General features: G+C 72.2%; 22 protein-coding genes. 11 read left to right on the top strand and 11 right to left on the bottom strand.

Annotation, left to right across the window (positions count from 1 at the left end):
- Window positions 1–193 precede the first annotated feature (193 nt).
- Window positions 194–1,489, bottom strand: coding sequence for a sulfate adenylyltransferase subunit CysN (gene cysN / locus AC4H2S_RS00630; protein WP_491495025.1), 1,296 nt, complete (start codon window positions 1,487–1,489; stop codon window positions 194–196).
- A complete protein-coding gene (cysD, locus tag AC4H2S_RS00625) occupies window positions 1,489–2,403 on the bottom strand; it encodes a sulfate adenylyltransferase subunit CysD (protein WP_491495024.1) in 915 nt (304 codons plus the stop codon). Before cysD ends, cysN begins: the two co-directional genes overlap by 1 nt.
- A 102-nt stretch (window positions 2,404–2,505) precedes the next feature.
- On the opposite strand from cysD, the gene AC4H2S_RS00620 reads away from it, so the two are divergent.
- On the top strand, window positions 2,506–3,693 hold the full coding sequence (locus AC4H2S_RS00620) for a glycoside hydrolase family 16 protein (RefSeq protein ID WP_491495023.1): 1,188 nt from the start codon (window positions 2,506–2,508) through the stop codon (window positions 3,691–3,693).
- A gap of 14 nt (window positions 3,694–3,707) precedes the next feature.
- Here the strand turns inward: AC4H2S_RS00620 and dtd are convergent, their stop codons facing one another.
- On the bottom strand, window positions 3,708–4,148 hold the full coding sequence (dtd, locus tag AC4H2S_RS00615; protein WP_491495022.1) for a D-aminoacyl-tRNA deacylase: 441 nt from the start codon (window positions 4,146–4,148) through the stop codon (window positions 3,708–3,710).
- Window positions 4,149–4,165: 17 nt separating this feature from the next.
- Between dtd and AC4H2S_RS00610 the strand changes: the two genes are divergently transcribed.
- Window positions 4,166–5,002, top strand: coding sequence for a beta-keto acid cleavage family enzyme (locus AC4H2S_RS00610; RefSeq protein ID WP_491495021.1), 837 nt, complete (start codon window positions 4,166–4,168; stop codon window positions 5,000–5,002).
- A gap of 107 nt (window positions 5,003–5,109) precedes the next feature.
- Here the strand turns inward: AC4H2S_RS00610 and AC4H2S_RS00605 are convergent, their stop codons facing one another.
- Genes AC4H2S_RS00605 through cysC form a run of 3 tightly spaced genes read right to left on the bottom strand, consistent with a single transcriptional unit; the run spans window position 5,110 to window position 7,817 of the window.
- On the bottom strand, window positions 5,110–6,117 hold the full coding sequence (locus AC4H2S_RS00605; RefSeq protein WP_491495020.1) for a sulfite exporter TauE/SafE family protein: 1,008 nt from the start codon (window positions 6,115–6,117) through the stop codon (window positions 5,110–5,112).
- Window positions 6,110–6,646, bottom strand: a complete 537-nt coding sequence (locus tag AC4H2S_RS00600; RefSeq protein WP_491495019.1) for an arsenate reductase/protein-tyrosine-phosphatase family protein — start codon at window positions 6,644–6,646, stop codon at window positions 6,110–6,112. The genes AC4H2S_RS00605 and AC4H2S_RS00600 overlap by 8 nt, the downstream gene beginning before the upstream one ends.
- Window positions 6,639–7,817 carry an adenylyl-sulfate kinase gene (gene cysC / locus AC4H2S_RS00595; RefSeq protein WP_491495018.1) on the bottom strand — a complete coding sequence of 393 codons (1,179 nt, stop codon included), beginning with the start codon at window positions 7,815–7,817 and terminating at the stop codon, window positions 6,639–6,641. The genes AC4H2S_RS00600 and cysC overlap by 8 nt, the downstream gene beginning before the upstream one ends.
- A 41-nt stretch (window positions 7,818–7,858) precedes the next feature.
- On the opposite strand from cysC, the gene AC4H2S_RS00590 reads away from it, so the two are divergent.
- The 4 genes from AC4H2S_RS00590 (at window position 7,859) to AC4H2S_RS00575 (ending at window position 10,771) form a co-directional block, all read left to right on the top strand.
- Window positions 7,859–8,845 (top strand): asparaginase, encoded by a 987-nt coding sequence (locus AC4H2S_RS00590; RefSeq protein ID WP_491495017.1) that lies wholly within the window; start codon window positions 7,859–7,861, stop codon window positions 8,843–8,845.
- Window positions 8,846–8,976: 131 nt separating this feature from the next.
- Complete coding sequence (locus AC4H2S_RS00585; protein WP_491495016.1) at window positions 8,977–9,591, top strand: helix-turn-helix domain-containing protein; 615 nt, start codon at window positions 8,977–8,979, stop codon at window positions 9,589–9,591.
- Between the two features lie 41 nt (window positions 9,592–9,632).
- On the top strand, window positions 9,633–10,367 hold the full coding sequence (locus tag AC4H2S_RS00580; RefSeq protein ID WP_491495015.1) for a hypothetical protein: 735 nt from the start codon (window positions 9,633–9,635) through the stop codon (window positions 10,365–10,367).
- A 110-nt stretch (window positions 10,368–10,477) separates the two neighbouring features.
- On the top strand, window positions 10,478–10,771 hold the full coding sequence (locus AC4H2S_RS00575; RefSeq protein ID WP_491495014.1) for a DUF2516 family protein: 294 nt from the start codon (window positions 10,478–10,480) through the stop codon (window positions 10,769–10,771).
- Between the two features lie 24 nt (window positions 10,772–10,795).
- On the opposite strand, the gene AC4H2S_RS00570 is transcribed toward AC4H2S_RS00575, so the two are convergent.
- The 3 genes from AC4H2S_RS00570 to AC4H2S_RS00560 are packed head-to-tail and all read right to left on the bottom strand — an operon-like array spanning window position 10,796 to window position 15,109.
- Window positions 10,796–12,217 carry a sugar nucleotide-binding protein gene (locus AC4H2S_RS00570; RefSeq protein ID WP_491495013.1) on the bottom strand — a complete coding sequence of 474 codons (1,422 nt, stop codon included), beginning with the start codon at window positions 12,215–12,217 and terminating at the stop codon, window positions 10,796–10,798.
- Window positions 12,214–13,212 carry a dTDP-glucose 4,6-dehydratase gene (gene rfbB / locus AC4H2S_RS00565; RefSeq protein ID WP_491495012.1) on the bottom strand — a complete coding sequence of 333 codons (999 nt, stop codon included), beginning with the start codon at window positions 13,210–13,212 and terminating at the stop codon, window positions 12,214–12,216. Before rfbB ends, AC4H2S_RS00570 begins: the two co-directional genes overlap by 4 nt.
- 10 nt (window positions 13,213–13,222) lie before the next feature.
- The gene (locus tag AC4H2S_RS00560) at window positions 13,223–15,109 is read right to left on the bottom strand and encodes a DUF4012 domain-containing protein (RefSeq protein ID WP_491495011.1); all 1,887 of its coding nucleotides are present in this window, start codon (window positions 15,107–15,109) and stop codon (window positions 13,223–13,225) included.
- A 74-nt stretch (window positions 15,110–15,183) separates the two neighbouring features.
- On the opposite strand from AC4H2S_RS00560, the gene rfbA reads away from it, so the two are divergent.
- From rfbA to AC4H2S_RS00535, 5 genes are all read left to right on the top strand, one after another.
- Window positions 15,184–16,050, top strand: a complete 867-nt coding sequence (rfbA, locus tag AC4H2S_RS00555; protein WP_491495010.1) for a glucose-1-phosphate thymidylyltransferase RfbA — start codon at window positions 15,184–15,186, stop codon at window positions 16,048–16,050.
- Between the two features lie 63 nt (window positions 16,051–16,113).
- Window positions 16,114–16,692 carry a hypothetical protein gene (locus AC4H2S_RS00550; protein WP_491495009.1) on the top strand — a complete coding sequence of 193 codons (579 nt, stop codon included), beginning with the start codon at window positions 16,114–16,116 and terminating at the stop codon, window positions 16,690–16,692.
- On the top strand, window positions 16,689–17,003 hold the full coding sequence (locus AC4H2S_RS00545; RefSeq protein ID WP_491495008.1) for a hypothetical protein: 315 nt from the start codon (window positions 16,689–16,691) through the stop codon (window positions 17,001–17,003). The genes AC4H2S_RS00550 and AC4H2S_RS00545 overlap by 4 nt, the downstream gene beginning before the upstream one ends.
- A complete protein-coding gene (locus AC4H2S_RS00540; RefSeq protein WP_491495007.1) occupies window positions 17,000–18,775 on the top strand; it encodes an alpha/beta hydrolase in 1,776 nt (591 codons plus the stop codon). The genes AC4H2S_RS00545 and AC4H2S_RS00540 overlap by 4 nt, the downstream gene beginning before the upstream one ends.
- 11 nt (window positions 18,776–18,786) lie before the next feature.
- Window positions 18,787–19,302 (top strand): hypothetical protein, encoded by a 516-nt coding sequence (locus AC4H2S_RS00535; protein WP_491495006.1) that lies wholly within the window; start codon window positions 18,787–18,789, stop codon window positions 19,300–19,302.
- 341 nt (window positions 19,303–19,643) lie between these two features.
- Here AC4H2S_RS00535 and AC4H2S_RS00530 read toward each other — a convergent pair whose 3' ends face one another.
- Entirely contained in the window at window positions 19,644–20,579 is a 936-nt protein-coding gene (locus AC4H2S_RS00530) for a GDP-mannose 4,6-dehydratase (RefSeq protein WP_491495005.1), read from the bottom strand.
- Window positions 20,576–21,556 carry a GDP-mannose 4,6-dehydratase gene (gmd, locus tag AC4H2S_RS00525; RefSeq protein ID WP_491495004.1) on the bottom strand — a complete coding sequence of 327 codons (981 nt, stop codon included), beginning with the start codon at window positions 21,554–21,556 and terminating at the stop codon, window positions 20,576–20,578. The genes AC4H2S_RS00530 and gmd overlap by 4 nt, the downstream gene beginning before the upstream one ends.
- Window positions 21,557–21,577: the final 21 nt, after the last annotated feature.

The following is a 21,577-nucleotide window of genomic DNA, read 5'->3' as shown; positions in this document are numbered from 1 at the left end:
GCCGGGCGTGAAGGTGGCCTCACACTTGACGTCGCCCGCGCCGTTGGGCGCACAGCTCGCCGGGGCCTGGACCGTGGTGGCCAGCCACTCCCCGCCCTCGCCTCCATCCCCTTCCTCCTGCTCGGGTTGACGGCAGGGGAGGGGATGGTCGAGGCGAGCGGCAAGGAGGTCGACCCGCGGGAGCGGCGGCTGGTCAGCTGGCGCTGTTGATCATGCCCGCGCCGACGGTGACGCCGGTCGCCTCGTCGATGAGGATGAAGGAGCCGGTGGTGCGGTTCTTCGAGTAGGGGTCGCACAGCAGCGGCACGGTGGTGCGCAGCTGGACGCGGCCGATCTCGTTGAGCCCGAGCTCGCCGGCCTCCTGGTCGCGGTGCAGCGAGTTGACGTCCAGGCGGTACTGGATGTCCTTGACCATCGCGCGGCCCGTGCGGGTGGTGTGCTTGATGGCGAGCTTCTGGCGCGGGCGCAGGGGCTCGTTGGTCATCCAGCAGATCATCGCGTCGATGTCCTGGCTGGGCTTGGGCGCGTTCTTGGGACGCGCGATCATGTCACCGCGGGAGACGTCGACGTCGTCCTCGAGGTGGATCGTGACCGACATGGGCGGGAACGCCTCGGGGATCTCGGTGTCGAAGAGCTCGACCTTGGAGATGGTCGAGGTCATCCCGCTGGGCAGCACGACGATCTCGTCGCCCTTCTTCAGCACGCCACCGGCGACCTGGCCGGCGTAGCCGCGGAAGTCGTGGTACTGGTCGGACTTGGGGCGGATGACGTACTGCACCGGGAAGCGGGTGTCGACCAGGTCGCGGTCCGAGGCGACGTGGACGTGCTCGAGGTGGTGCATCAGCGTGGGACCGGAGTACCACGGGGTGTTCTCGGAGCGGTTGACGACGTTGTCGCCCTGCAGCGCCGAGATCGGGATGACCTCGAGGTCGGGGATGTTGAGCTTGGTGGCGAACTGGGTGAACTCGCGGTGGATCTTCTCGTAGACCTCCTGCGACCAGTCGACGAGGTCCATCTTGTTGATCGCCAGCACCAGGTGCGGGACGCGCAGCAGCGAGAGCAGCACCGCGTGGCGGCGCGACTGCTCGGTCAGGCCCTGGCGGGCGTCGACCAGCACCAGGCCGAGGTCGGCGGTCGAGGCGCCGGTGACCATGTTGCGGGTGTACTGGATGTGCCCCGGGGTGTCGGCGATGATGAACTTGCGCGTCGGGGTCGCGAAGTAGCGGTAGGCCACGTCGATGGTGATGCCCTGCTCGCGCTCGGAGCGCAGACCGTCGGTCAGCAGCGCCAGGTCGGTGTAGTCGTAGCCCTTGGACTGCGACGTGGACTCCACCGCCTCGAGTTGGTCCTCGAAGATCGACTTCGAGTCGAGCAGCAGGCGCCCGATGAGGGTGGACTTCCCGTCGTCGACCGAGCCGGCGGTCGCGAAACGGAGCAGGTCCATCTCGCCCTGGGCTGCGGTGTGGGCGTCGGAGGTGGTGCTGGCCATCAGAAGTAGCCTTCCTTCTTGCGGTCTTCCATGGCGGCCTCGGAGAAGCGGTCGTCACCGCGCGTCGCGCCGCGCTCGGTGACCCGGGCGATCGCGATCTCGTCGATGATCGCCGCGGTGTCGGTGGCCACCGACTCCACGCAGCCGGTCTGGGTGCGGTCGCCCACGGTGCGGAAGCGCACCATCTTCTTCTCGACCGTCTCGCCGTCCTTGGGCTGGATCTCGGGGCCGAGCGAGAGCAGCATCCCGTCGCGCAGGATGACCTCGCGCTCGTGGGCGAAATAGATCGAGGGGATGTCGATCTGCTCGCGGTGGATGTAGTGCCAGATGTCGAGCTCGGTCCAGTTGGACAGCGGGAAGATCCGCATGTGCTCACCGGCGTGGATGCGCCCGTTGTAGAGGCTCCACAGCTCGGGACGCTGCATCTTGGGGTCCCACTGCCCGAACTCGTCACGGTGGGAGTAGACGCGCTCCTTGGCGCGAGCCTTCTCCTCGTCGCGGCGACCGCCACCGAACGCGGCGGTGAAGCCGCCCTCCTCGATCGCGGCCAGCAGCGCGCCGATCTGCTGACGGTTGCGGCTGGTCTTGCCGTCGTCGACCACGTGGCCGGCGGCGATCGCGTCCTCGACCGAGGCCACGATCAGCCGGGCACCGAGCCGGTCGACCCAGGAGTCACGCGTGGACAGCACCTCGTCGAAGTCGAGGCCGGTGTCGACCTGCAGCAGCGGGAACGGCAGCTTCGCGGGGAAGAACGCCTTCTCCGCCAGGCGGAGCATGACGATCGAGTCCTTGCCACCGGAGAACATCAGGACCGGCTTCTCGAACTCGGCGGCGACCTCACGGAAGATGTGGATCGACTCTGCCTCGAGCTGGTCCAGCTGACTCAGCTGGTAGTCGACGTGGGTGTTGGTCATGGCGTTGCAGGGACCTCTCTAGGGACAGCAGCCATCATGGTAGCGACGGGCAGCGTGGGGGACGATTCGCACTGCCGCGTGCGGTCGGCCAGACTCGGCGGAATGAGCCGCACCCTCCGACTCGCTCGCCGCTCGCGCACGCGCTGGCACCCCCTCGTCGCGTGCTCCCTGGGCGTGGCACTCATCACGACCGGCTGCTCGTCGAGCGGTGACGACGGTGACGCCGCGCCGCCGTCCTACGAGCGCAGCGACGACGTGACGGCGCGCGTGCTCCCGCAGCTCGCGGCCAACGGCGAGGACGTCGAGGCGGCCGACGACGCGGAGTGGGTCGTCGACGCCACGGTCGCCGGCGTCGACGAGGGTACGAGCGTGACCCTCGTCGGCCGGACCGACGACGGCTGGAGCGAGGTCGACGAGCAGGAGACCGACGGCAAGGGGCGGGTCGCGCTGACCAGCCCCGCGGCGGGCGACCTGCACGTGGTGGTCGGCGAGGGCGACGACGCCATCGGCACCGAGATCTCGACCGACGACGCTCCGGCGGCGACGTTCACCGACGACTTCGACGACGACGACACCGTCGACGGTGAGGGCGCGACCTGGACGACCCGCGACCAGGGCTACATCGGCGTACGCACCTGCTCGCGCGCGAGCGCGGACGCCGCCGAGGTGACCGACGGCGTGCTGAGGCTCAGCGTGCTCGAGGACCCGGCCCGCAAGGGCGACGAGTGCCAGCTGCCGGGGCGGCGCAAGAAGTTCCCCTTCCGGCTCAACGGCCACGTCGGCACCGAGGGTACCTTCGCCTTCACCTACGGCTTCGCAGCCGCGCGCATCAAGACGCAGGCGGCTCGCGGTCAGCACGCCGCCTTCTGGATGCAGGCGGTCGGCGGGCAGCGCAGCGGCGGCCCCAAGAAGGGTGGTGCCGAGATCGACGTGATCGAGTACTTCGGCGACGACCACCCCGAGGGTGGCCTGACCAGCTTCACCTACTTCCTCGACAAGGCCGGCGAGAAGCAGACCATCGGGGGCTGGCTTCCCGACGCGGAGGAGCTCGGTGACGACTGGGCCGAGCAGTACCACGTGTTCTCGGTGGAGTGGACGCCCGACGAGTACGTCTTCCGCATCGACGGCCGGGTCACCCAGCGGCTCGAGGGGCCGACGTCCGGGCGACCGGAGTTCCTCATCCTCAGCCTGCTGTCCTCCGACTACGAGCTGCCCCGCTTCGACGGCGACCTGCCCGAGACCATGGAGGTCGACTGGGCGCGGGTGTGGGAGACCGGCCCGAAGCGGTAGGCGTACGGCCCTCCCTACGGCGAGTCGAGGACGAGCGTGATCGGGCCGTCGTTGACGCTCTCGACGCGCATGTCGGCACCGAAGCGGCCGCGCTCGACGTGGGCGCCGAGCCGCTCGAGGGCCGCGCAGACGGCGTCGTAGAGCGGCTCGCTGACCGGACCCGGCGCGGCGGCCTGCCACGTGGGCCGCCGGCCCTTGCGCGCGTCGCCGTACAGCGTGAACTGGCTGACCACCAGCACGGGCGCGCCGACGTCGCTGGCGCTCTGCTCGTCACGCAGCAGTCGCAGGTCCCAGACCTTGCGCGCGATCCACGCGACCTCGGCGGGCCCGTCGTCGTGGGTGACGCCGAGGTAGACCAGCAGCCCCGGCCGGTCGAGCTCGCCGACGACCTCTCCGTCGACCCCTCCGCCGACTCGGACGCTGGCGGAGAGGACCCGCTGGATGACCGCACGCATGGTGCAAGGATGCCGCCATGCCTGCCTCATCCGCCGACCCGCTCCTGATCACGGTCGCCCCCACCGGGGCCGAGACCGCCAAGGCCGACTGCCCGCAGCTCCCCACCACCCCGGAGGAGCTCGCGCGCACCGCGGCCGAGTGCGAGGCCGCCGGCGCGGCGATGATCCACATCCACGTGCGCGACGCCTCCCACCAGCCCACGCTCGACCAGGCGCTGCTGCGCGAGTGGGTCGCGGCGGTGCGCGAGTCGTCCTCGCTCGTCGTCCAGCTCTCGACCGGCGGCTCGGTGCACGACCCGCTCGACGAGCGGCTCAAGGTGCTCGACGCCGAGCCCGACTCGTGCTCGCTGACGATGGGCACCACCAACTTCGGCGACGACGTCTTCCTCAACCCGTGGCCCTTCGTCAAGGACCTCTACCAGCTCGCCCTCGAGCGCGGGGTCGCCCCGGAGTTCGAGCTGTTCGACCTCGGCCAGGTGCACGCGCTCGGCCGGCTGATCCGGCAGTACGGCGTCCCGGCCGGCGGCAAGGTGCACGTCGACTTCGTCATGGGCGTGCCCGGCGGCATGCCGGGCACGGCCCCGGCGCTCGTCGCCGGCGTGGCCGCGCTCCCGCCGGAGGTCACGTCCTGGTCGGCCACCGGCATCGGCCGCTCGACCCTGGCGGTCGCGCTGGCCTCGCTCTCGATGGGCGGGCACCTGCGCGTCGGCATGGAGGACGTGCTCACCATCAGCCGCGGCGTCCCGGTCGAGTCCAACGCCCAGCTCGTCCAGCGCGCGGTCGACCTCGGCCGGATCGCGCAGCGTACGCCCATGGCGCCCGCCCAGTGCCGCGAGCTGCTCGGCCTGGCCTGAGCGCTCGTTCTCGCCCTGCCCGCGCCCGCCCCGGGACGTCATGCGAACGGAACGCCATGGGTGCGGGTTCGCATGACGCAGCGGCGGAACGCCGGGAACGGCGAGCGCTACTCGCGGACCTTCTTCATCCCGACGAGCCCGGGACGGTAGTCGGGGTCGTCGAGCTGGGCGATGGTCGGCGAGCCGAACATCGGCAGGCCCTGCTGCTTGCGCAGGAAGCCCCAGACGATGGGGAGGACCACCAGGACGGCCAGGCCGATGCCGGCGATCAGCATGGGGTGGGTCTCCTCGACGCCGAGCGGGGCCCAGCCGGACTTGTCGAGCAGCGCGACGCCGCTCATCGTCAGCACGACGACGATGCCGCGGCGGATGAAGGACTGAGGTACGCGCGGGGCGAGGGTGGCGCCGAGGATCGTGCCGGGGACCGAGCCGATGACGAGGGGGATCAGGATCCCCCAGTCGATGCCGTGGAGCGCGATGTTGGAGATCGCGGCCGCGAGCACGAGCGGCACCGCCTGGACGAGGTCGGTGCCGACGAGCTTCACCGCGGAGAGGCCGGGGTAGAGCATCAGCAGCGCGATCATGATGACCGAGCCGGAGCCGACGCTGGTGATGCCGACCAGCAGCCCGCCCAGCATGCCGACCAGCAGCGTCGGGACCACCCGGATCGTCGGGTCGTCGTCGTGGACGTGGGTGCCCGAGCGGACCCGGAGCAGGTTGACGTAGAGGCGCAGGGCGTAGGTCGCCGCCGCCAGCAGGAGCGCGAAGCCGATGCTGATGATCAGCACGTGGTTGAGCTGCTCGCTGTCGTCGGTGAACCACGCCACCAGGTGTGGCCCGAGCAGCGCCATCGGGATCGAGCCGATCATCAGCCACATGGCAAGGCGCATGTTGGGCGAGCCCTCGCGCTTGTGCACGACCGCGCCGCCGGTCTTGTAGACCGCGGCCGCGGTGAGGTCGGCGGTCACGACCGTGGCGGCCTCGCCGACGCCCAGGAACAGCAGGGCGGGCGTCATCAGGGCGCCGCCGCCCATGCCGGTGAGGCCGACGACGATGCCGACGATGAAGCCGGCGGCGAGGATCGAGAGAGCGGTGAGGGTCAGCAGCTCAGCCATCGGAGCCTCCTGTGGCCAGCCGAGGGACGATCACGCGCAGCATTCTCGACATTGTGGCGGCTGCGGTGTCCGCGGCCGATTCCCCGCGCCGGTAGGGGTCGGCGATGTCGTGCTCGGGCCGCGCGGCCGTACGTCGTGTGCCGACGGCCGCGACCAGCTCGCGACCGCTCAGCCCGGGGTGCTCCTCGAGCGCCGCGGCGAACTGTCCGACGGTGAACACCTTGCGGACGTGCTGCGGGAACTCCTCGAGGACGAACCCGCGGTGAGTGGCCTCCGCGGTCAGCACCAGGTCGGCCTCGGCCAGGAGCGGCGCGGTGAGCCGGCGGCTGGCGAAGCCGTCCGGCTCGGCGTCGGCGAGCCGGGCGAGCATGAGGTCGTTCATGGCGTGGCCGTCGGCGCCGTGGGTGCCGGCGCTGGAGAACTCCACACCGGACCCGGTGCCCGACATCGCACGCGCGGTGAGCTCGAGGAAGGGTGAGCGGCAGATGTTGGCGGTGCACACGAACAGCACCCGCAGCGGCTCAGCCATCCGCACGCCCCAGGTGCAGGTAGCCCGCCTCGTCGAGCGCGACCAGGACGTCTTCGAGCGCGTCCTCGACGGTGCGGCCGGTGGTGTCGACGCGCACGGCGGGGTCGACGGGCTCCTCGTAGGGCGAGGAGATGCCGGTGAACTCGGGGATCTCGCCGGCGCGGGCCTTGGCGTAGAGGCCCTTGCGGTCGCGGCGCTCGCACTCCTCGAGCGGGGTCGCGACGTGGACGAGGAAGAACGCGCCGCCGGCGGACTCCACCATCTCGCGCACCTGGTCGCGGGTCTCGGCGAACGGGGCGATCGGGGAGCACACCGCGACCCCGCCGTGGCGGGCGATCTCGGCGGCGACCCAGCCGATGCGGCGGATGTTGGTCTCGCGGTCGGCCTTGCTGAAGGTCAGGCCGGCGGACAGGTTGCGGCGTACGACGTCGCCGTCGAGGCTGGTGACCGTGCGGCCGCCCTGCTCGAGCAGCAGGTCGACCAGCGCGCGGGCGAGCGTCGACTTGCCGCTGCCGGAGAGGCCGGTGAAGAACAGCACGAGGCCCTGGTCCTCGGGGGCCGGCTGGTCCTCCTCGACGATCGCGGCGACGGCCTCGGGGAGCTCGCCGGAGGTCTCGGCGAGCGCGTGGACGGGGTCGTCGCCGGCGTAGGTCTGCACCACTCCGGTGCCGAGGGCGTGGTCGGCCTCGGCGTCGCCGTGGGCCGGGAGCGGCACCGCGACGACCGTGGCATCCGGCAGCACGGCGGCCGCGGCGAGGGTGGCGCGGACCAGCGCGACGGGCGACAGCGAGGAGGTGCCGGTGCCCGACAGCGCCAGGAGCACCACGCGACCGAGGCCGCGCAGCTCCTCGAGGTCGGCCTCGCTCAGCGCGTCGACGACCGGCACGAACGTCGCGCCGGCGTGCTGCTCGCGTGCCTGCGCGGGGGTGAGGTGCAGTCGGCGGAAGGGGCCGTACTGGGCGTGCGTCAGCGGCTCCAGCGACCCGTCGGCCGCGACGCGGGCCAGTGGCAGGCCCTCGGGGTCGACCAGCTCCGCCTCGTCCACGCCGTCGGGCAGGTCGAGGGTGACCACGCTGCCCGGCTCGTTGAAGCGGGTCAGCGGGGCGTAGGCGCCGGAGACCAAGAGCTCCAGGTCGTCGAGCTCTGTCGGCGTGGGGCAGTGCTGGATCACCCGCGCATCCTCTCAGAGGCGCGGTGAGTAGCCTGCGGGACATGTCGCCTGCCGCCTCCACCCCCACGCCGGCCGCCCGGCCGGTCGTCGCCGAGATCGTCCGCTCGGGCTTCGTCGAGGGCCACCACTACGGCTCGATCGTCGCGCTCGCCGCCGACGGCACGGTGGACTGGTCGGTGGGCGCGGTCGACGTCCCCGTCCTGCCGCGCTCGAGCAACAAGCCGATCCAGGCGCTCGCGATGGTCGAGCTCGGCCTCGACCTGCCCGACGAGCTGCTCGCGCTCGCCTGCGCGTCGCACTCCGGGGAGGAGTTCCACGTCGAGGGCGTACGCCGCACGCTGGCGAGCGCGGGCCTCGACGAGTCGGCGCTCCAGACGCCGGCCGACTACCCGCTCGACGACGCGGCCCGCGAGGCCGTCGTGCGGGCCGGCGGCACTCGCGCGCCGATCCTGATGAACTGCTCGGGCAAGCACGCCGCCATGCTCGCCACCTGCGTGGTGCGGGGCTGGGACACTGCGACCTACCTCGACCCGACCCACCCCCTGCAGGTGGCGATCGCCGACACCTTCGCCCGGCTCACGGGCGAGCCCATCGCGGCGGTCGCGGTCGACGGGTGCGGCGCGCCGCTGCTCTCCACGTCGCTGACCGGCCTGGCCCGGGCGTTCGCGGCGCTGGCCACCGCGACAGAAGGCCCCGCGCGCCGCGTCGCCGACGCGATCCGGCGCCACCCCGAGCACGTCAGCGGCACCACCCGCGACGAGCTCGCCCTGCACCGGGCGGTGTCGGGCCTCATCGGCAAGGCCGGTGCCGAGTCCTGCTACGCCGTCGCGCTGCCCGACGGGCGCGCCTGGGCGCTCAAGACCGACGACGGCGCTGCCCGGGTGCGGCCCGTGCTGATGGCCGAGGCGCTGCGCCGCTCGGGGGTGCTCGACGAGGACGGGGTGGACGCCGAGGCGGTGCGCGCGACCGGTCGGGTCGAGCTCCTCGGAGGCGGGGCTCCGGTCGGGGAGATCCGCGCCGCCTTCTGACGCACGCGGTCGAGCGCCACCGCTGCGAACAGGCTGCTAGCGCTGATAGTCCGCATGGATTGCCGTGTTTGTGAGTGGTCTCACCTCCAGCCGGGTTGTGTTCTGCTAACAGGTGTTAGCACAATGGGGACATGGCGAAGGACAAGAAGACCCCGAGGGCAGCCTCGAAGACCGCCGCCACGACCGCGACCGCACGCAGGGCCACCAAGGCCACGACCACGGCCACCACGAAGGCCACCACCAAGACCAGCAAGGCGGTCGTCGACTCGCTCGGCACGCTGGGCGACTACCTCAGGGAGCAGCGGGTCGGCGCCCAGCTGTCGCTGCGCCAGCTCGCCGACCAGGTGGGCGTCAGCAATCCCTACCTGAGCCAGATCGAGCGCGGCCTCCGCAAGCCGTCGGCCGAGGTGCTCCAGCAGCTCGCCCGGGCGCTGCGCGTCAGCGCCGAGCAGCTCTACGTCCGCGCCGGCATCGTCCATCCCGACCCGGGCCAGGCCGGCTCGGTGGAGCTCGCGATCCTCGCCGACGCCGCGCTGACCGAGCGGCAGAAGCACTCGCTGCTCGACGTCTACGCCTCGTTCCTCGCGCTCAACGAGCGCGACGCCGCCGCGGCCCACCCCGAGCCCCACCCCGAGCCCCAGCCCGAGCCCCAGCCCGAGCCCCAGCCCGAGGCGCGGGCCGAGCCCGACGCCACGGCCCAGCCAGACGCACCGACACGGCCCGTCGCGGAGTCCGTCGAGTCGTGAGCCCGAAGACCACCAGCAGCATCCACCCGAAGGAGAGCCACATGGCCACCACCAAGCGCGACCTCAAGAGCGAAGCCCTCAAGCCCGTCCTGGCCGGCGTCGGCGTCACCGACCTGGCCGTCGAGGCCGTCCGTGAGGCGGTGGCCGACGTGCAGAAGCTGGTCGCCGCCGTGCAGAAGGACGTCACCACCCGCGTGAGCGAGGTGCAGCGGACCGCGAGCGACCCGCAGGCGCTGCGCAAGCAGGCCGAGGCCCGCCGCGCCGCCGTCGAGGCCCGCGTCGCCGAGCTGCAGGCCGAGGCCCTGGCCTACCCGGCCCAGGTCGCCACGCAGGTCGCCACCCAGGTCTCCACGCTGGTCGACGGCAACGTCTCCGCGGCCAACGCCGCCTACGCCGACCTCGTCAAGCGTGGCGAGTCGCTCGTGGGCCGCATCCGCCGCCAGGAGTCGACCCGCGCCACCACGTCCTCGGCCCGCACCACCGTCGCCAAGGCGAAGACCACCGCGACCCAGGCCAAGAAGGCCGCCGAGGCCACCACGGCTGCGGCCGACAAGACCGCCGCCACCAAGGTCGCCCCGACGCCCAAGCCGACCGCCAAGAAGGCGACGCGGAAGGCCGCGGCCAAGAAGGCCTCCGCGACCACCGCCCGCAAGAGCGCTGCGAAGAAGAGCGCCACCGCGCAGGCCAGCGCCAAGGCCACCGCGACCGCCGCCACCACCACGGCGGCCAACGCGGCCAAGGCCGTCGCCGACGCGACCCAGAAGGTCGGCGACTGAAGAGACGACGCCGAGGAGCAGCCGATGCTGCTCTGAGCCGAGGCCCCCGTCCGTCAGGACGGGGGCTTCGTCCGTTCCGCCCGCGTGCCTCGGGCGTCTAGGCTGAGCCCGTGGACATCTACGCGTTCCAGAGCACGCTGATGCTGGTCGTGCTCGTCGCCCTGCTCGCGATCAAGGGATTCGCGTTCATCAACTCCCTCACCTACTCCGCCGAGGCCTACGAGGCGGCCGGCAAGCTGACCAAGCCGGCGTGGTGCGCGATCACCGGGCTCGGCTTCGCCGCCCAGCTGATCCTCATCGGCTCCTCGCCGCTCGGGCTGATCCACCTCGTCTTCACGATCGCCTCGCTCGTCTACCTCGCCGACGTGCGCCCGGCGCTCGCCGAGGTCACCTCGCGCCGCTGAGCGCTGCGCCCGTGTCGTCGCCGCTCAGGTGGCGAGGTAGCGGTCGAGCGCGGCCATCGCGTCCTCGGGCTCGAAGCCGGTGGCGCGGATCTTGGCGAGCGACATCGCCGAGTTGAGCGGACGCGGCGCGAACGGCTTGCCCTGGGCGCGCACGCCCTCGGCGTACGCCTCGGTGCTGGTGCCGGACACGTCGTCGGCGCTGCGGCCCGAGCGCTCGAAGACCGCCTGGGCGATCTCGCGCCACGACATCGCCGGCCCGCCGTTGGAGACGTTGTAGGTGCCGAACGCGGCGTCGGAGTCGAGCAGGTGGCGGATCGCGCGCACCAGCTCGTCGGTGAAGGTGAGCCGGCCGACCTGGTCGTCGACGACGCTCGGCGAGACGCCCTTCTCGGCGAGCGAGCGCATCGTGCGCACGAAGTTGTTGCCCTCGCCGATCACCCATGACGTGCGCAGCAGGTAGTGGCGCGGGGCCAGGCCGACCGCGAGGTCGCCGGCGGCCTTGGACTGGGCGTAGACGCCCAGCGGCGACAGGGGCTCGTCCTCGGGGTGGCCGGGGTCGAGCGGCGCGGTGCCGTCGAAGACGTACTCGGAGGAGACGTGCACCAGCGTGAAGCGGTGCTCGCGTGCAAGCCGGGCGAGCGTGGCGGGTCCGCTGGCGTTGGCGGCCCACGCGGTCACCCGGCCCTCGGCGGTCTCCGCCGCGTCGACCGCGGTGAAGGCCGCGGCGTTGAGCACCACGGAGTAGTCGTGCCACGGCCACGCCGCGACGGCCTCGGCGTCGGTGAGGTCGAGGGCGCTGACGCCCTCGCCCTGGAAGAGGTCGACCCGGTCCGCGTCGGGGTAGGCGCCGTGCAGCGCGCGGCCCAGCTGGCCCAGTGCGCCCACGATGAGCGTCTTCTTGGGCGGGATCGCGGTCGAGGCGTCCAGCGCCGGGTTGTGCTGGTCCTTCTCGCTGATGATCGCCTCGGACAGCGGGATCGGCCACGCGATCGCGACCGTCGGGTCGGCGAGGGACAGCGCGGGGTAGGAGATGCCCGGGCGCCAGTGCTCGTTGACGAGGTAGGTGTAGGCCGTGGCGTCCTCGAGCACCTGGTAGCTGTTGCCGACGCCGCGTGGCACGAAGACGGCGACAGAGGTGTCCATCTCGAGCGTGAACGTTGCGCCGAAGGTGTCGCCCTCGCGCATGTCGACCCACGCGCCGAAGATGCGGCCGGTGGCCAGGGAGACGAACTTGTCCCACGGCTCGGTGTGGATGCCGCGGGTCACGCCGCGGTCGCTGTTGAACGAGACGTTGTTCTGGACCGGGCCGAAGTCGGGCAGCCCGATGGCGAGCATCTTCTCGCGCTGCCAGTTCTCCTTGAAGAACCCGCGTGCGTCGTCGCGGCGGTCGAGGCGGACGACGACGAGGCCGGGGATCGGCGTCGTCTCGAGCGAGGGGAGGGTCACTGGCCCTTCTCCGCGTACTTGGCCTCCGTGGCGTCCTTGTGCGGTCGCCACCACTCCTCGTGCTGCTGGTACCACTCGATGGTGTTGGCCAGGCCGGACTCGAAGTCCTGGAACTGCGGCTGCCAGCCGAGCTCCTGGCGCAGCTTGCCGGACTCGATGGCGTAGCGCATGTCGTGGCCGGCGCGGTCGTTGACGTGGTCGAAGTCGTCCTCCGCCTTGCCCATCAGCTTGAGGATGAGGCGGACGACCTCGAGGTTGTTCTTCTCGCCGTCGGCGCCGATGAGGTAGGTCTCGCCGATGCGGCCCTTCTCCAGGATCGTCAGCACGGCCGAGGAGTGGTCGTCGGCGTGGATCCAGTCGCGGACGTTCTCGCCCGAGCCGTAGAGCTTGGGCCGGATCCCGTCGATGACGTTGGTGATCTGGCGCGGGATGAACTTCTCGATGTGCTGCCAGGGGCCGTAGTTGTTGGAGCAGTTGGAGACCGTCGCGCGGACGCCGAAGCTGCGGACCCAGGCGCGGACCAGGTGGTCGGAGCCGGCCTTGGAGGCGGAGTAGGGGGAGGACGGGTTGTAGGGCGTGTCCTCGGTGAAGCGCTTGGGGTCGTCGAGCTCGAGGTCGCCGTAGACCTCGTCGGTCGACACGTGGTGCAGGCGCTTGTCGTGCCGGCGCACCGCCTCGAGGATCGTGTAGGTCCCGAGGATGTTGGTGTGGACGAACGGGCTCGGGTCGTTGAGCGAGTTGTCGTTGTGCGACTCGGCCGCGTAGTGGACCACCGCGTCGTGGTCGGCGACCAGGGGATCGACGACGTCAGCGTCGGCGATGTCGCCGACGACCAGCCGCACCCGGTCCTCGGGCAGCCCGGCCAGCGACTCCTTGGAGGCGGCGTAGGTCAGCTTGTCGAGCACGGTCACCGTGAGGTCGGTGTGCTCGAGCAGGTGGTGCACGAAGTTCGACCCGATGAACCCCGCGCCTCCGGTCACGAGTAGGCGTTCCATGCGGCGGAGTCTAGGGGTGGGCGAGGACCTCGTACGACTCGACGCTCTCCAGCGCGTCGGTGCGGTAGGTCGCCTCCCGGCCGCCGTCGCTCGCCCAGCCGGCGGGCAGGTCCGCGTCGACGGCGTAGCCGCGCGGGAAGCGCACGGTGACCCGCACGTCCTGCGGATCGACCATGCCCTGCGGGTCGAGGTCCAGCCGGTAGGCGAGCGAGCGGCCACGGCGCACGGCTGCGGCAGGGACGTCGTACGTCACCGCGAGGGTGTGGCGTGCCTGCGGGGCGAACTCCACCTCCGGGCGGATGAAGTAGCGGCCGTAGAAGCTGCGAGGCGAGGTCTCACGGGGCTCGCCGTCCACCTCGACGGTGTCGAACGTGGCGCCGACCGGCAGGAACGGCGCGATGCCGAGCGTGTTCCAGCGGGTGAAGTAGCTCTCGCGGGGGTCGGGCTCCGCCTGCGCGTAGGGCGGGGAGTCATTGTGGACCTCCACCTCCATCCGCACCCGGGCGCTGCCGTCCTCGCGCACCGCGACGTCGGTGGTGACCACGCGCCGCTGCCAGTAGTCGGACTTGCTGGGCACCTTGTTCTGCGTGAAGACGCCGATGTAGTCGTGCTCGGTGCCGGAGAGCCGACCGCTGAGGCCGAGGTCGTCGACGACCGCCTGCTCGTCGGGGTCGCGGAGGTAGAGGGCGAAGCGCCGCTGGTCGGCCGCTTCGCCCAGCACCCGGCCGGTGCCGACGGGGTCGTTGCCCGAGAGCAGCCGCTGGACGAAGACGGGGGCGAGGGCGCGGTTGACGGCCTTGCGCGAGGCCGCGTCGGGGTGGTCGTCGTAGCTGCCGATGAGCTTCTCGACGAGGTTGTCGCCGGTGAGCGTGCCGAGGGTGGGCACGTCGATCGGGCCGGTCAGCTCGACCAGGCGGGACACCGCCACCACGTCCACGACCACCACCCCCGCCAGCCGGCGCCCGCGCAGGCTGCGCCAGGCGTTGGCGAGCTCGTTGCCCGAGACCGCCCAGTCGGGCGCCATGGTGGCCAGGGCGGGCTTGGTGCGGCCGCGGTGCAGCGGGTTGCCCTTGACCTTCTTCCAGTACCGGGGCCGCGCCGCGCCCGGCGCCGTGGACAGGTCGACCGTCTCGCCCATCGACAGCCGGCCCCGGTCGAGGTCGACGGTGACGAAGGTCTGCGGGGTGCCGCCGGAGAAGAGCATCTCGGCGGGGTTGAGCAGCGCGACGAGGTACTGCCGGCTCGCGTCGCGACCCAGGATCCTCGGCAGGTGGTCGAGCAGCGGGTCGACCGATTCGATCCCCTCGGCGATCGGCGCGATCTCGGCACCGGCCTGCTCGGCCGCCTCGGCGAGTCGTTCACCCACCAGGGGACGGGAGTCCGCGACCTCCGCGAGCTCGGCCCGGGCCGCGGCGAGCCGTACCGCGACGTCGCGCAGGTCGTCGATGACCGACTCGAGCACGTCGATGTCGACGTTGCCGCCGTCGACGAGGGTCGACTCCTCGCCACGCACCTGCGGCAGCACGCGTACGCCCGTCTCGGCCACGGCGACGAGCTCGTCGAGGGCGTTGCCGAGGCGCCGCACGTCGTGCACCGGGCCGCCGGCGACCGGCACCCGGCCCCACACGTCGCCGGAGAGGCCCTGCACCGACCGCTGGAGCGCGTCGGCCTCCGCGCGCGCCCGCTCCACGGCGACCACCGCGGCGTCGGTGTCGCCGGCGTCGAGCGCCCGTTTGGCAGCCGTGAGCTCGGCCCGGGCGTCCTCGGCGTGCCCGGGAGCGGAGAGGAAGGGGATCGCCAGCAGGGCCAGCGCGACCACCGGCAGCAGGAGCACGCCGGCGACGAGCGCCGCCCGTCGGAGCAGCCGTCGCGACGAGTCGCGACGGGTGGACGGCATGCGCCACATGGTGCCAAACGGGCCGCGGGCGCGGGCCGGAATGCGCGTGACGCCCGACGCCCTAGGGTGCAGCCATGCGCGGAATCATCCTGGCCGGTGGCACCGGCTCCCGACTGCACCCGATCACGCAGGGCATCAGCAAGCAGCTGGTGCCCGTCTACGACAAGCCGATGATCTACTACCCGCTCTCGACGTTGATGCTGGCCGGCATCCGTGACGTCCTGATCATCACCACGCCCCACGAGGCCGACGGCTTCCACCGGCTGCTCGGCGACGGCTCGCAGTTCGGGATCGACCTGACCTTCGCGGTGCAGCCCAGCCCCGACGGCCTCGCCCAGGCGTTCATCATCGGCGCCGACCACATCGGCGACGAGCGGTCGGCGCTGGTGCTCGGCGACAACATCTTCTACGGCTCCGGCCTCGGCCAGCAGCTGCTGCGCTTCTCCGAGCTCGACGGCGCCGCGGTCTTCGGCTACCACGTCGCCGACCCGCGGGCCTACGGCGTCGTGGAGTTCGACGACCAGGGCCGCGCGCTCTCGCTGGAGGAGAAGCCGGAGCACCCCAAGAGCGACTTCGCGGTGCCGGGGCTCTACTTCTACGACAACGACGTCGTGCAGTACGCCGCCGAGCTGGAGCCGTCGGCGCGCGGCGAGCTCGAGATCACCGACCTCAACCGCCGCTACCTCGAGGAGGGGCGCCTGCACGTCGAGGTGCTGCCCCGCGGCACCGCGTGGCTCGACACCGGCACGTTCGACTCGCTCAACGACGCCTCCAACTTCGTGCGCACGATCGAGGGCCGGCAGGGCTTCAAGGTCGGCGCGCCCGAGGAGGTCGCCTGGCGGATGGGCTTCCTGTCCGACGACGAGCTCGCCGCCCGCGCCGAGCCGCTGCGCAAGAGCGGCTACGGCGAGTACCTGCTCGGTCTCCTCCGGCACGGCTGATCGCGTTTCGACTCCTCGTCGTCGGGGGAGATAGCACCCACAGGACGACGGAGGAGGAGACGGGTGCCGGAGCCGACACGCCTGGAGTTCGCACGAGGCCCTCGGGCCGCGCGCGCGGTCGCCCTCGACCCGTTCTGGGCGACGGTCCTGCGACGCCACGGCGACGTGGACGTCGTGGTGCTGCCGCCCGAGCCGCCCGGGCGTGCGGACGTCCCGGCCGACGAGCCGGCGCTCGACCCGGCTGCGGCGCGCGACGACCTGCGGGCCCGGATGGCCGCCCTGTGGGCGGCGCTCGGCCTCGAGGGTGAGCCGGCCCACCTCGACGACGTCTGGTTCGTCGGGTCCGAGCCCGGCACGCTGCGCTGGCAGGGCACCGCGACCTTCGACGACCTCGACCCGGTCGTCGCCTCCGCGGCGCTGGGGCGCGCGCAGGCGCTGCTCGGCGAGTCGGACGGCTGGCACGTGCTCGCTCCGCCCGACGGCGTCCCCCGCGTGCTGGCGGGACGGCCCGGCCGCTTCGGTCGCGAGGAGGTGCAGGTGCTCGTGCCCACGACCGCTCGCGTGGTGGTGCGGGTGCGTTCCGCGCTCGTCGTGGTGGGCGAGGACGCCGCCGCCGAGGCCGTCGGTGGTGGGGCGCGATGAGCGATCAGCAGCTCGTGTGGCAGCTCACCTCCCTGCGCCAGGGCACCGAGGGGTGGGAGTCGCAGCAGGCGCTCATGGACACCTCGTCGCGCGAGCTGGGCGGCGCATCGGCCTCCGCCCTCCCGCCGAGCGTCCAGGGCGCGGGCACGACGTTCTTGTCGCGGTGGGCCGGCTATGCCGGCGAGAGTGCCGCGATCGCGCAGGGGTTCGTGGGGGCGCTGCGCGCGACCTCCGACGACTACGGCACGACCGACGACGCGACCGACCGGCAGTTCAGCGACCTCGACGCCCGGCTGGGCTCGCCGCGATGACCGTCACCATCGAGGTGCCGGCCTCGGTCCCGGCGCAGATCACGAAGCCCGAGGGCGACGCGGGCGGCGCCGACGCGCTCGCCACCACCATCTACGCCGCGGCCGGCCGCTACGAGGAGTTCGCCGACCGGTGCCGCGAGCTGCAGGACCTCGGCAGCTGGGCCGGCGTGGCCTACGACGCCTACAAGCAGGCGTCCGGCAAGGCGTCCGGGGAGCACTCCGCGATGGCGACGACCGTGCGGCGGGTCGGGAGGGGCGTGACCGCGTTCGCCGACACGCTCCGCGACCTGCTTCGTGCCCACGACGACCTCGTGGAGCGCAAGCGCGCACTCGACGGCCGGCGCACGGCGCTGATCGCCGACATCGACGCCGCGACCGAGGTCACCGACGCCGAGATCGCGGCCTTCCGTGAGCGGGCGCGCGACCTGCGCGCCGACTACGCCGACCTGGTCGCCGACCACGATGACCTGCAGCGGCGGGTGCGCGACAACGAGACGCTGCTGCGCCAGGTATTCCAGGCCGCCGACTCGCTCCCGGAGTCGCTCTCCTCCGACGGGGGCATCCCACCGATGGCCGAGTCGGCGATGAACCGCCCCGGCGCGCCCGGCAGCGGCGCGACGCCCGAGGAGGTGCAGCGGTGGTGGGACGGCCTCAACGAGGCCGAGCGGGAGGCGGTCATCGCCGCCTACCCCGAGCGCGTGGGCCAGGGCGACGGCCTGCCCGCCGACGCCCGCGACCAGGCCAACCGGGTGCTGCTCGACGACGACCTCGCCCGCCTCGCGGCCAAGGACGAGGACGGCACCATCTCCCCGCTCGAGCGCCGGGTGCTCGCCAACGCCGGCCAGGCGCGCGACGCGCTCGCCAACGCCGACGCCTACACCGATCCGCTCGACCCGGCCCTGCGTCCCGGCGGCACGCTGTGGCTCTACGACCCGGCCGCCTACGACGGCGACGGGCGGGTGGCCGTCGCCGTGGGCGATCTCGACCACGCCGCGGACGTCGCAGTGTTCACGCCCGGCATCACCACCGACATGGGTGACACCACCTCCTACACCGACCGGATGATGAACCTCTACGAGTCGACGCGCTACAACGGCGACGGCTCGAGCGTCGCGACCATGTTCTGGCTCGGCTACGACGCACCCGACGGCCCCACCGACCTCGCCACGCTGAGCGAGGGTCGGGCCGAGGAGGGCGGGCGCAACCTCGCCGACGCGATCGACGGCCTGCGCGCCTCGCGACCCGACGACCCGGCCCACCTGACGGCCGTCGGCCACAGCTACGGCTCCACCACGACGGCCTACGCCACCCACGGTGACGCCTCCGACGTCGACGAGGTGGTCCTCATCGGCAGCCCCGGCGCGGGTCCGGCCGACCACGCCGGCGACCTGGGGCCCGGCGCCGACCACGTCTACGTCGGCCGCGACAGCCGCGACCTCGTCGCCGTGCTGGGCGACGAGGGATGGGTGGGCAAGTTCGGCCTCGGGCTGGGCACCGACCCGTCGTCGGAGGACTTCGACGCCCAGCGCTTCGAGGCCGAGGACGTCGACCGCAGCTGGCACCGCAACACCGGCGACGCGCACAGCTCCTACCTCGACCCGGACACCGAGTCGCTCTACAACATCGGCCGGATCGTCGACGGTCACGGTGACCAGATCAACGAGGCCGCGCAGAGCTACGACCCGTGGTGGGGCCCGCCGCAGGACCCCGAGTGGGACCGCGACCCGACCGCTGGGCAGCCCGGCCGCTCCGACACGAGCCCCGACCGGTGAGGATGGGGCGCATGACCCTGCTCCCGCTCCGCCTGCTGCTGGCACTCACGCTCGCCGTCGGCCTCGGCTCGTGCGGCGATCCCGACCCCGAGCAGGCGGCCGACGAGCTGGCGTCGATGAAGAGAGCGGTCGACTCCGAGCTGCGCGACATGGCCAAGGTGCTCTCCGACGGCGGGCTGACCCTGGAGCGGGCCACGGGCCGCGTGCAGAGCGAGGGCATGTCGACCTACCGCGCCGAGGACTACAAGGCGTCCGCGGTCGTCGTCGGGGAGGGTGCCGAGGGCGACCAGGTCGACCGGGCCGCGACGGCGCTCGAGGAGGCGGGCTGGACGAGGACGTCCGACGGCCTCGACGCCTCCGAGCCGTGGGCCCAGCTCGAGCGCGACGACTTCCGCACCACGATCGCCTGGACCAAGGTCGGCGAGCGCGAGCTGGTGCTCAGTCTCGACCAGGAGGGCGAGGTCGAGGTGCCGAGCGACACCGACCCGGTCGAGCGCGACAACTCCGTGGACATCCCGCTCGACTGAACGCCCTCGCCGAGTCGGCGCATCCTCGCCCCGAAATCGCGCCGAGTCGGCGCATCCTCGCGCGGAAGTCGCGTCGAGTCGGCGCATCCTCGCGCGGAAGTCGCGTCGAGTCGGCGCATCCTCGCGCGGAAGTCGCGCCGAGTCGGGGCATCCTCGCGAGGAAGTCGCGTCGAGTCGGCGCCCCCGGACCATCTTGCGCCGACTCGACGGTGTCAGGGGGCCAGGATGCGCCGACTCGACGGTGTCAGGGGGTCAGGATGCGCCGACTCGACGGTGTCAGGGGGTCAGGATGCGCCGACTCGACGGTGTCAGGGGCCAGGATGCGCCGACTCGACGGTCGGTCAGGCGAGGTCGGTGGCGACCATGCGGCGCACGATCTCGGCGAAGTCGACCGTCGGCGCCCACCCCAGCTCCTCGCGCGCCCGGCTGGCGTCGCCGACGAGCTCGGTCGGGTCGGCGGGGCGGAAGAACGCGGCGTCCTGGCGCACCAGCGGCTCCCAGTCGTCGATGCCGGCGGCGGCGAAGGCGGCGGCCACGAAGTCACGCACCGAGTGGGCCGTGCCGGTCGCGACCACGTAGTCGCCGGGCTCGTCGGCGCGGGCGGCGCGCACCATGGCGTCGACGTAATCGGGGGCCCAGCCCCAGTCACGGCGCACGTCGACGTTGCCGAGGACCAGCTCGTCGGCCTCGCCGCGCGCGATGGCGGCCACCGTCGAGGTGATCTTGCGGGTCACGAACCGCGGGTGCCGGCGCGGCGACTCGTGGTTGTAGAGGATCGCGCTCGAGACGTGCAGGTCGCGCTGGCGGTAGACGCGCGCGGACAGGTGGGCGTAGGCCTTCGCGGCGCCGTAGGGGTTGACCGGCGCCACCGGGGTGTCCTCGGTCTGGGGCGACTCGGCGGCCTCGCCGAAGATCTCGGCGCTGGAGGCCTGCACCAGGCGTACGCCGTCGACCTGGCGCGCCGACTCCATCAGTGCCACCGCCGCCAGCCCGTTGACCTGCGCGGTGCGGTCGGGCTCCTCCCACGACTGGGCGACCGAGCTGATCGCGGCGAGGTTGTAGACCTCGCGCGGCGCCACCTCGCGCACCAGCCGCCGGGTGCCCTCCACGTCGGCGAGGTCGCCGGTGTGCAGCACCACCTCGGCCGGGCAGTGCTCCGGGTGGGTGTCGGCCGCCAGGACCAGCGCGTGCACCTCGAGGCCGTCGGCCACCAGGCGCTCGGCGAGGTAGGTGCCGTCCTGCCCGCCGATGCCGGTGATGAGGGCGACTGCGGTCACCAGCCCGCCTTCGCGGCCGCGATGTCCGCCTCGACCATCCTCGCCACCAGCTCGGCGAACGAGACGCTGGGCGTCCAGCCGAGCTTCTCCTTGGCCTTGCCGGCGTCGCCGATGAGCAGCTCCACCTCGGCCGGGCGCATGAAGCGGGGGTCCTGGGTGACGTGCTTGGCCCAGTCGTCGATGCCGACGTGGGCGAAGGCGAGGTCGAGGAAGTCGCGGATCGACCAGGTCTCGCCGGTGGCGATGACGTAGTCGTCGGCGGTGTCCTGCTGGAGCATGCGCCACATCGCCTCGACGTAGTCGCCGGCGTAGCCCCAGTCGCGCCGCGCGTCGAGGTTGCCGAGGGCCATCGTGTCCTGCTGGCCGAGGTGGATCCGGGCGACCGCCTGGCTGATCTTGCGGGTCACGAACTCGGGTCCGCGGCGCGGCGACTCGTGGTTGAACAGGATGCCCGAGGAGGCGTGCATGCCGTAGGACTCGCGGTAGTTGATCGTCATGTAGTGGCCGTAGACCTTGCTCACGCCGTAGGGCGAGCGCGGCCACAGCAGGGTGGTCTCCGACTGCGGGACCTCCTGCACCTTGCCGAACATCTCCGAGCTCGAGGCCTGGTAGAAGCGGATGGACCCCGGGTCGTCGCCGGCGTGCAGGCGCACCGCCTCGAGCATGTTGAGCACGCCCATGCCGGTGACGTCGCTGGTGACGAAGGCGTTCTCCCAGGAGTAGGCCACGAACGAGATGGCGCCGAGGTTGTAGACCTCGTCAGGCTCGGAGTCGCGCATCGCCCGCATCAGGCTGGACAGGTCGGTCAGGTCGCCGTTGTGCAGCCGCACGTCGGGGACGAGGTTCTCGACCAGGGCGCGGCGCGGGTTGTTCTGGCCGCGGATGAGCCCGTGGACGTCGTACCCCTTCTCGAGCAGCAGCTCGGCGAGGTAGAGGCCGTCCTGGCCGGTGATGCCGGTGATGAGAGCGCTGGGCATGCCCGGCATTGTGTCAGCACG

The organism is Nocardioides sp. Z13_37, from assembly GCF_058355585.1.
This window is presented reverse-complemented; position numbering and strand designations above follow the sequence as displayed.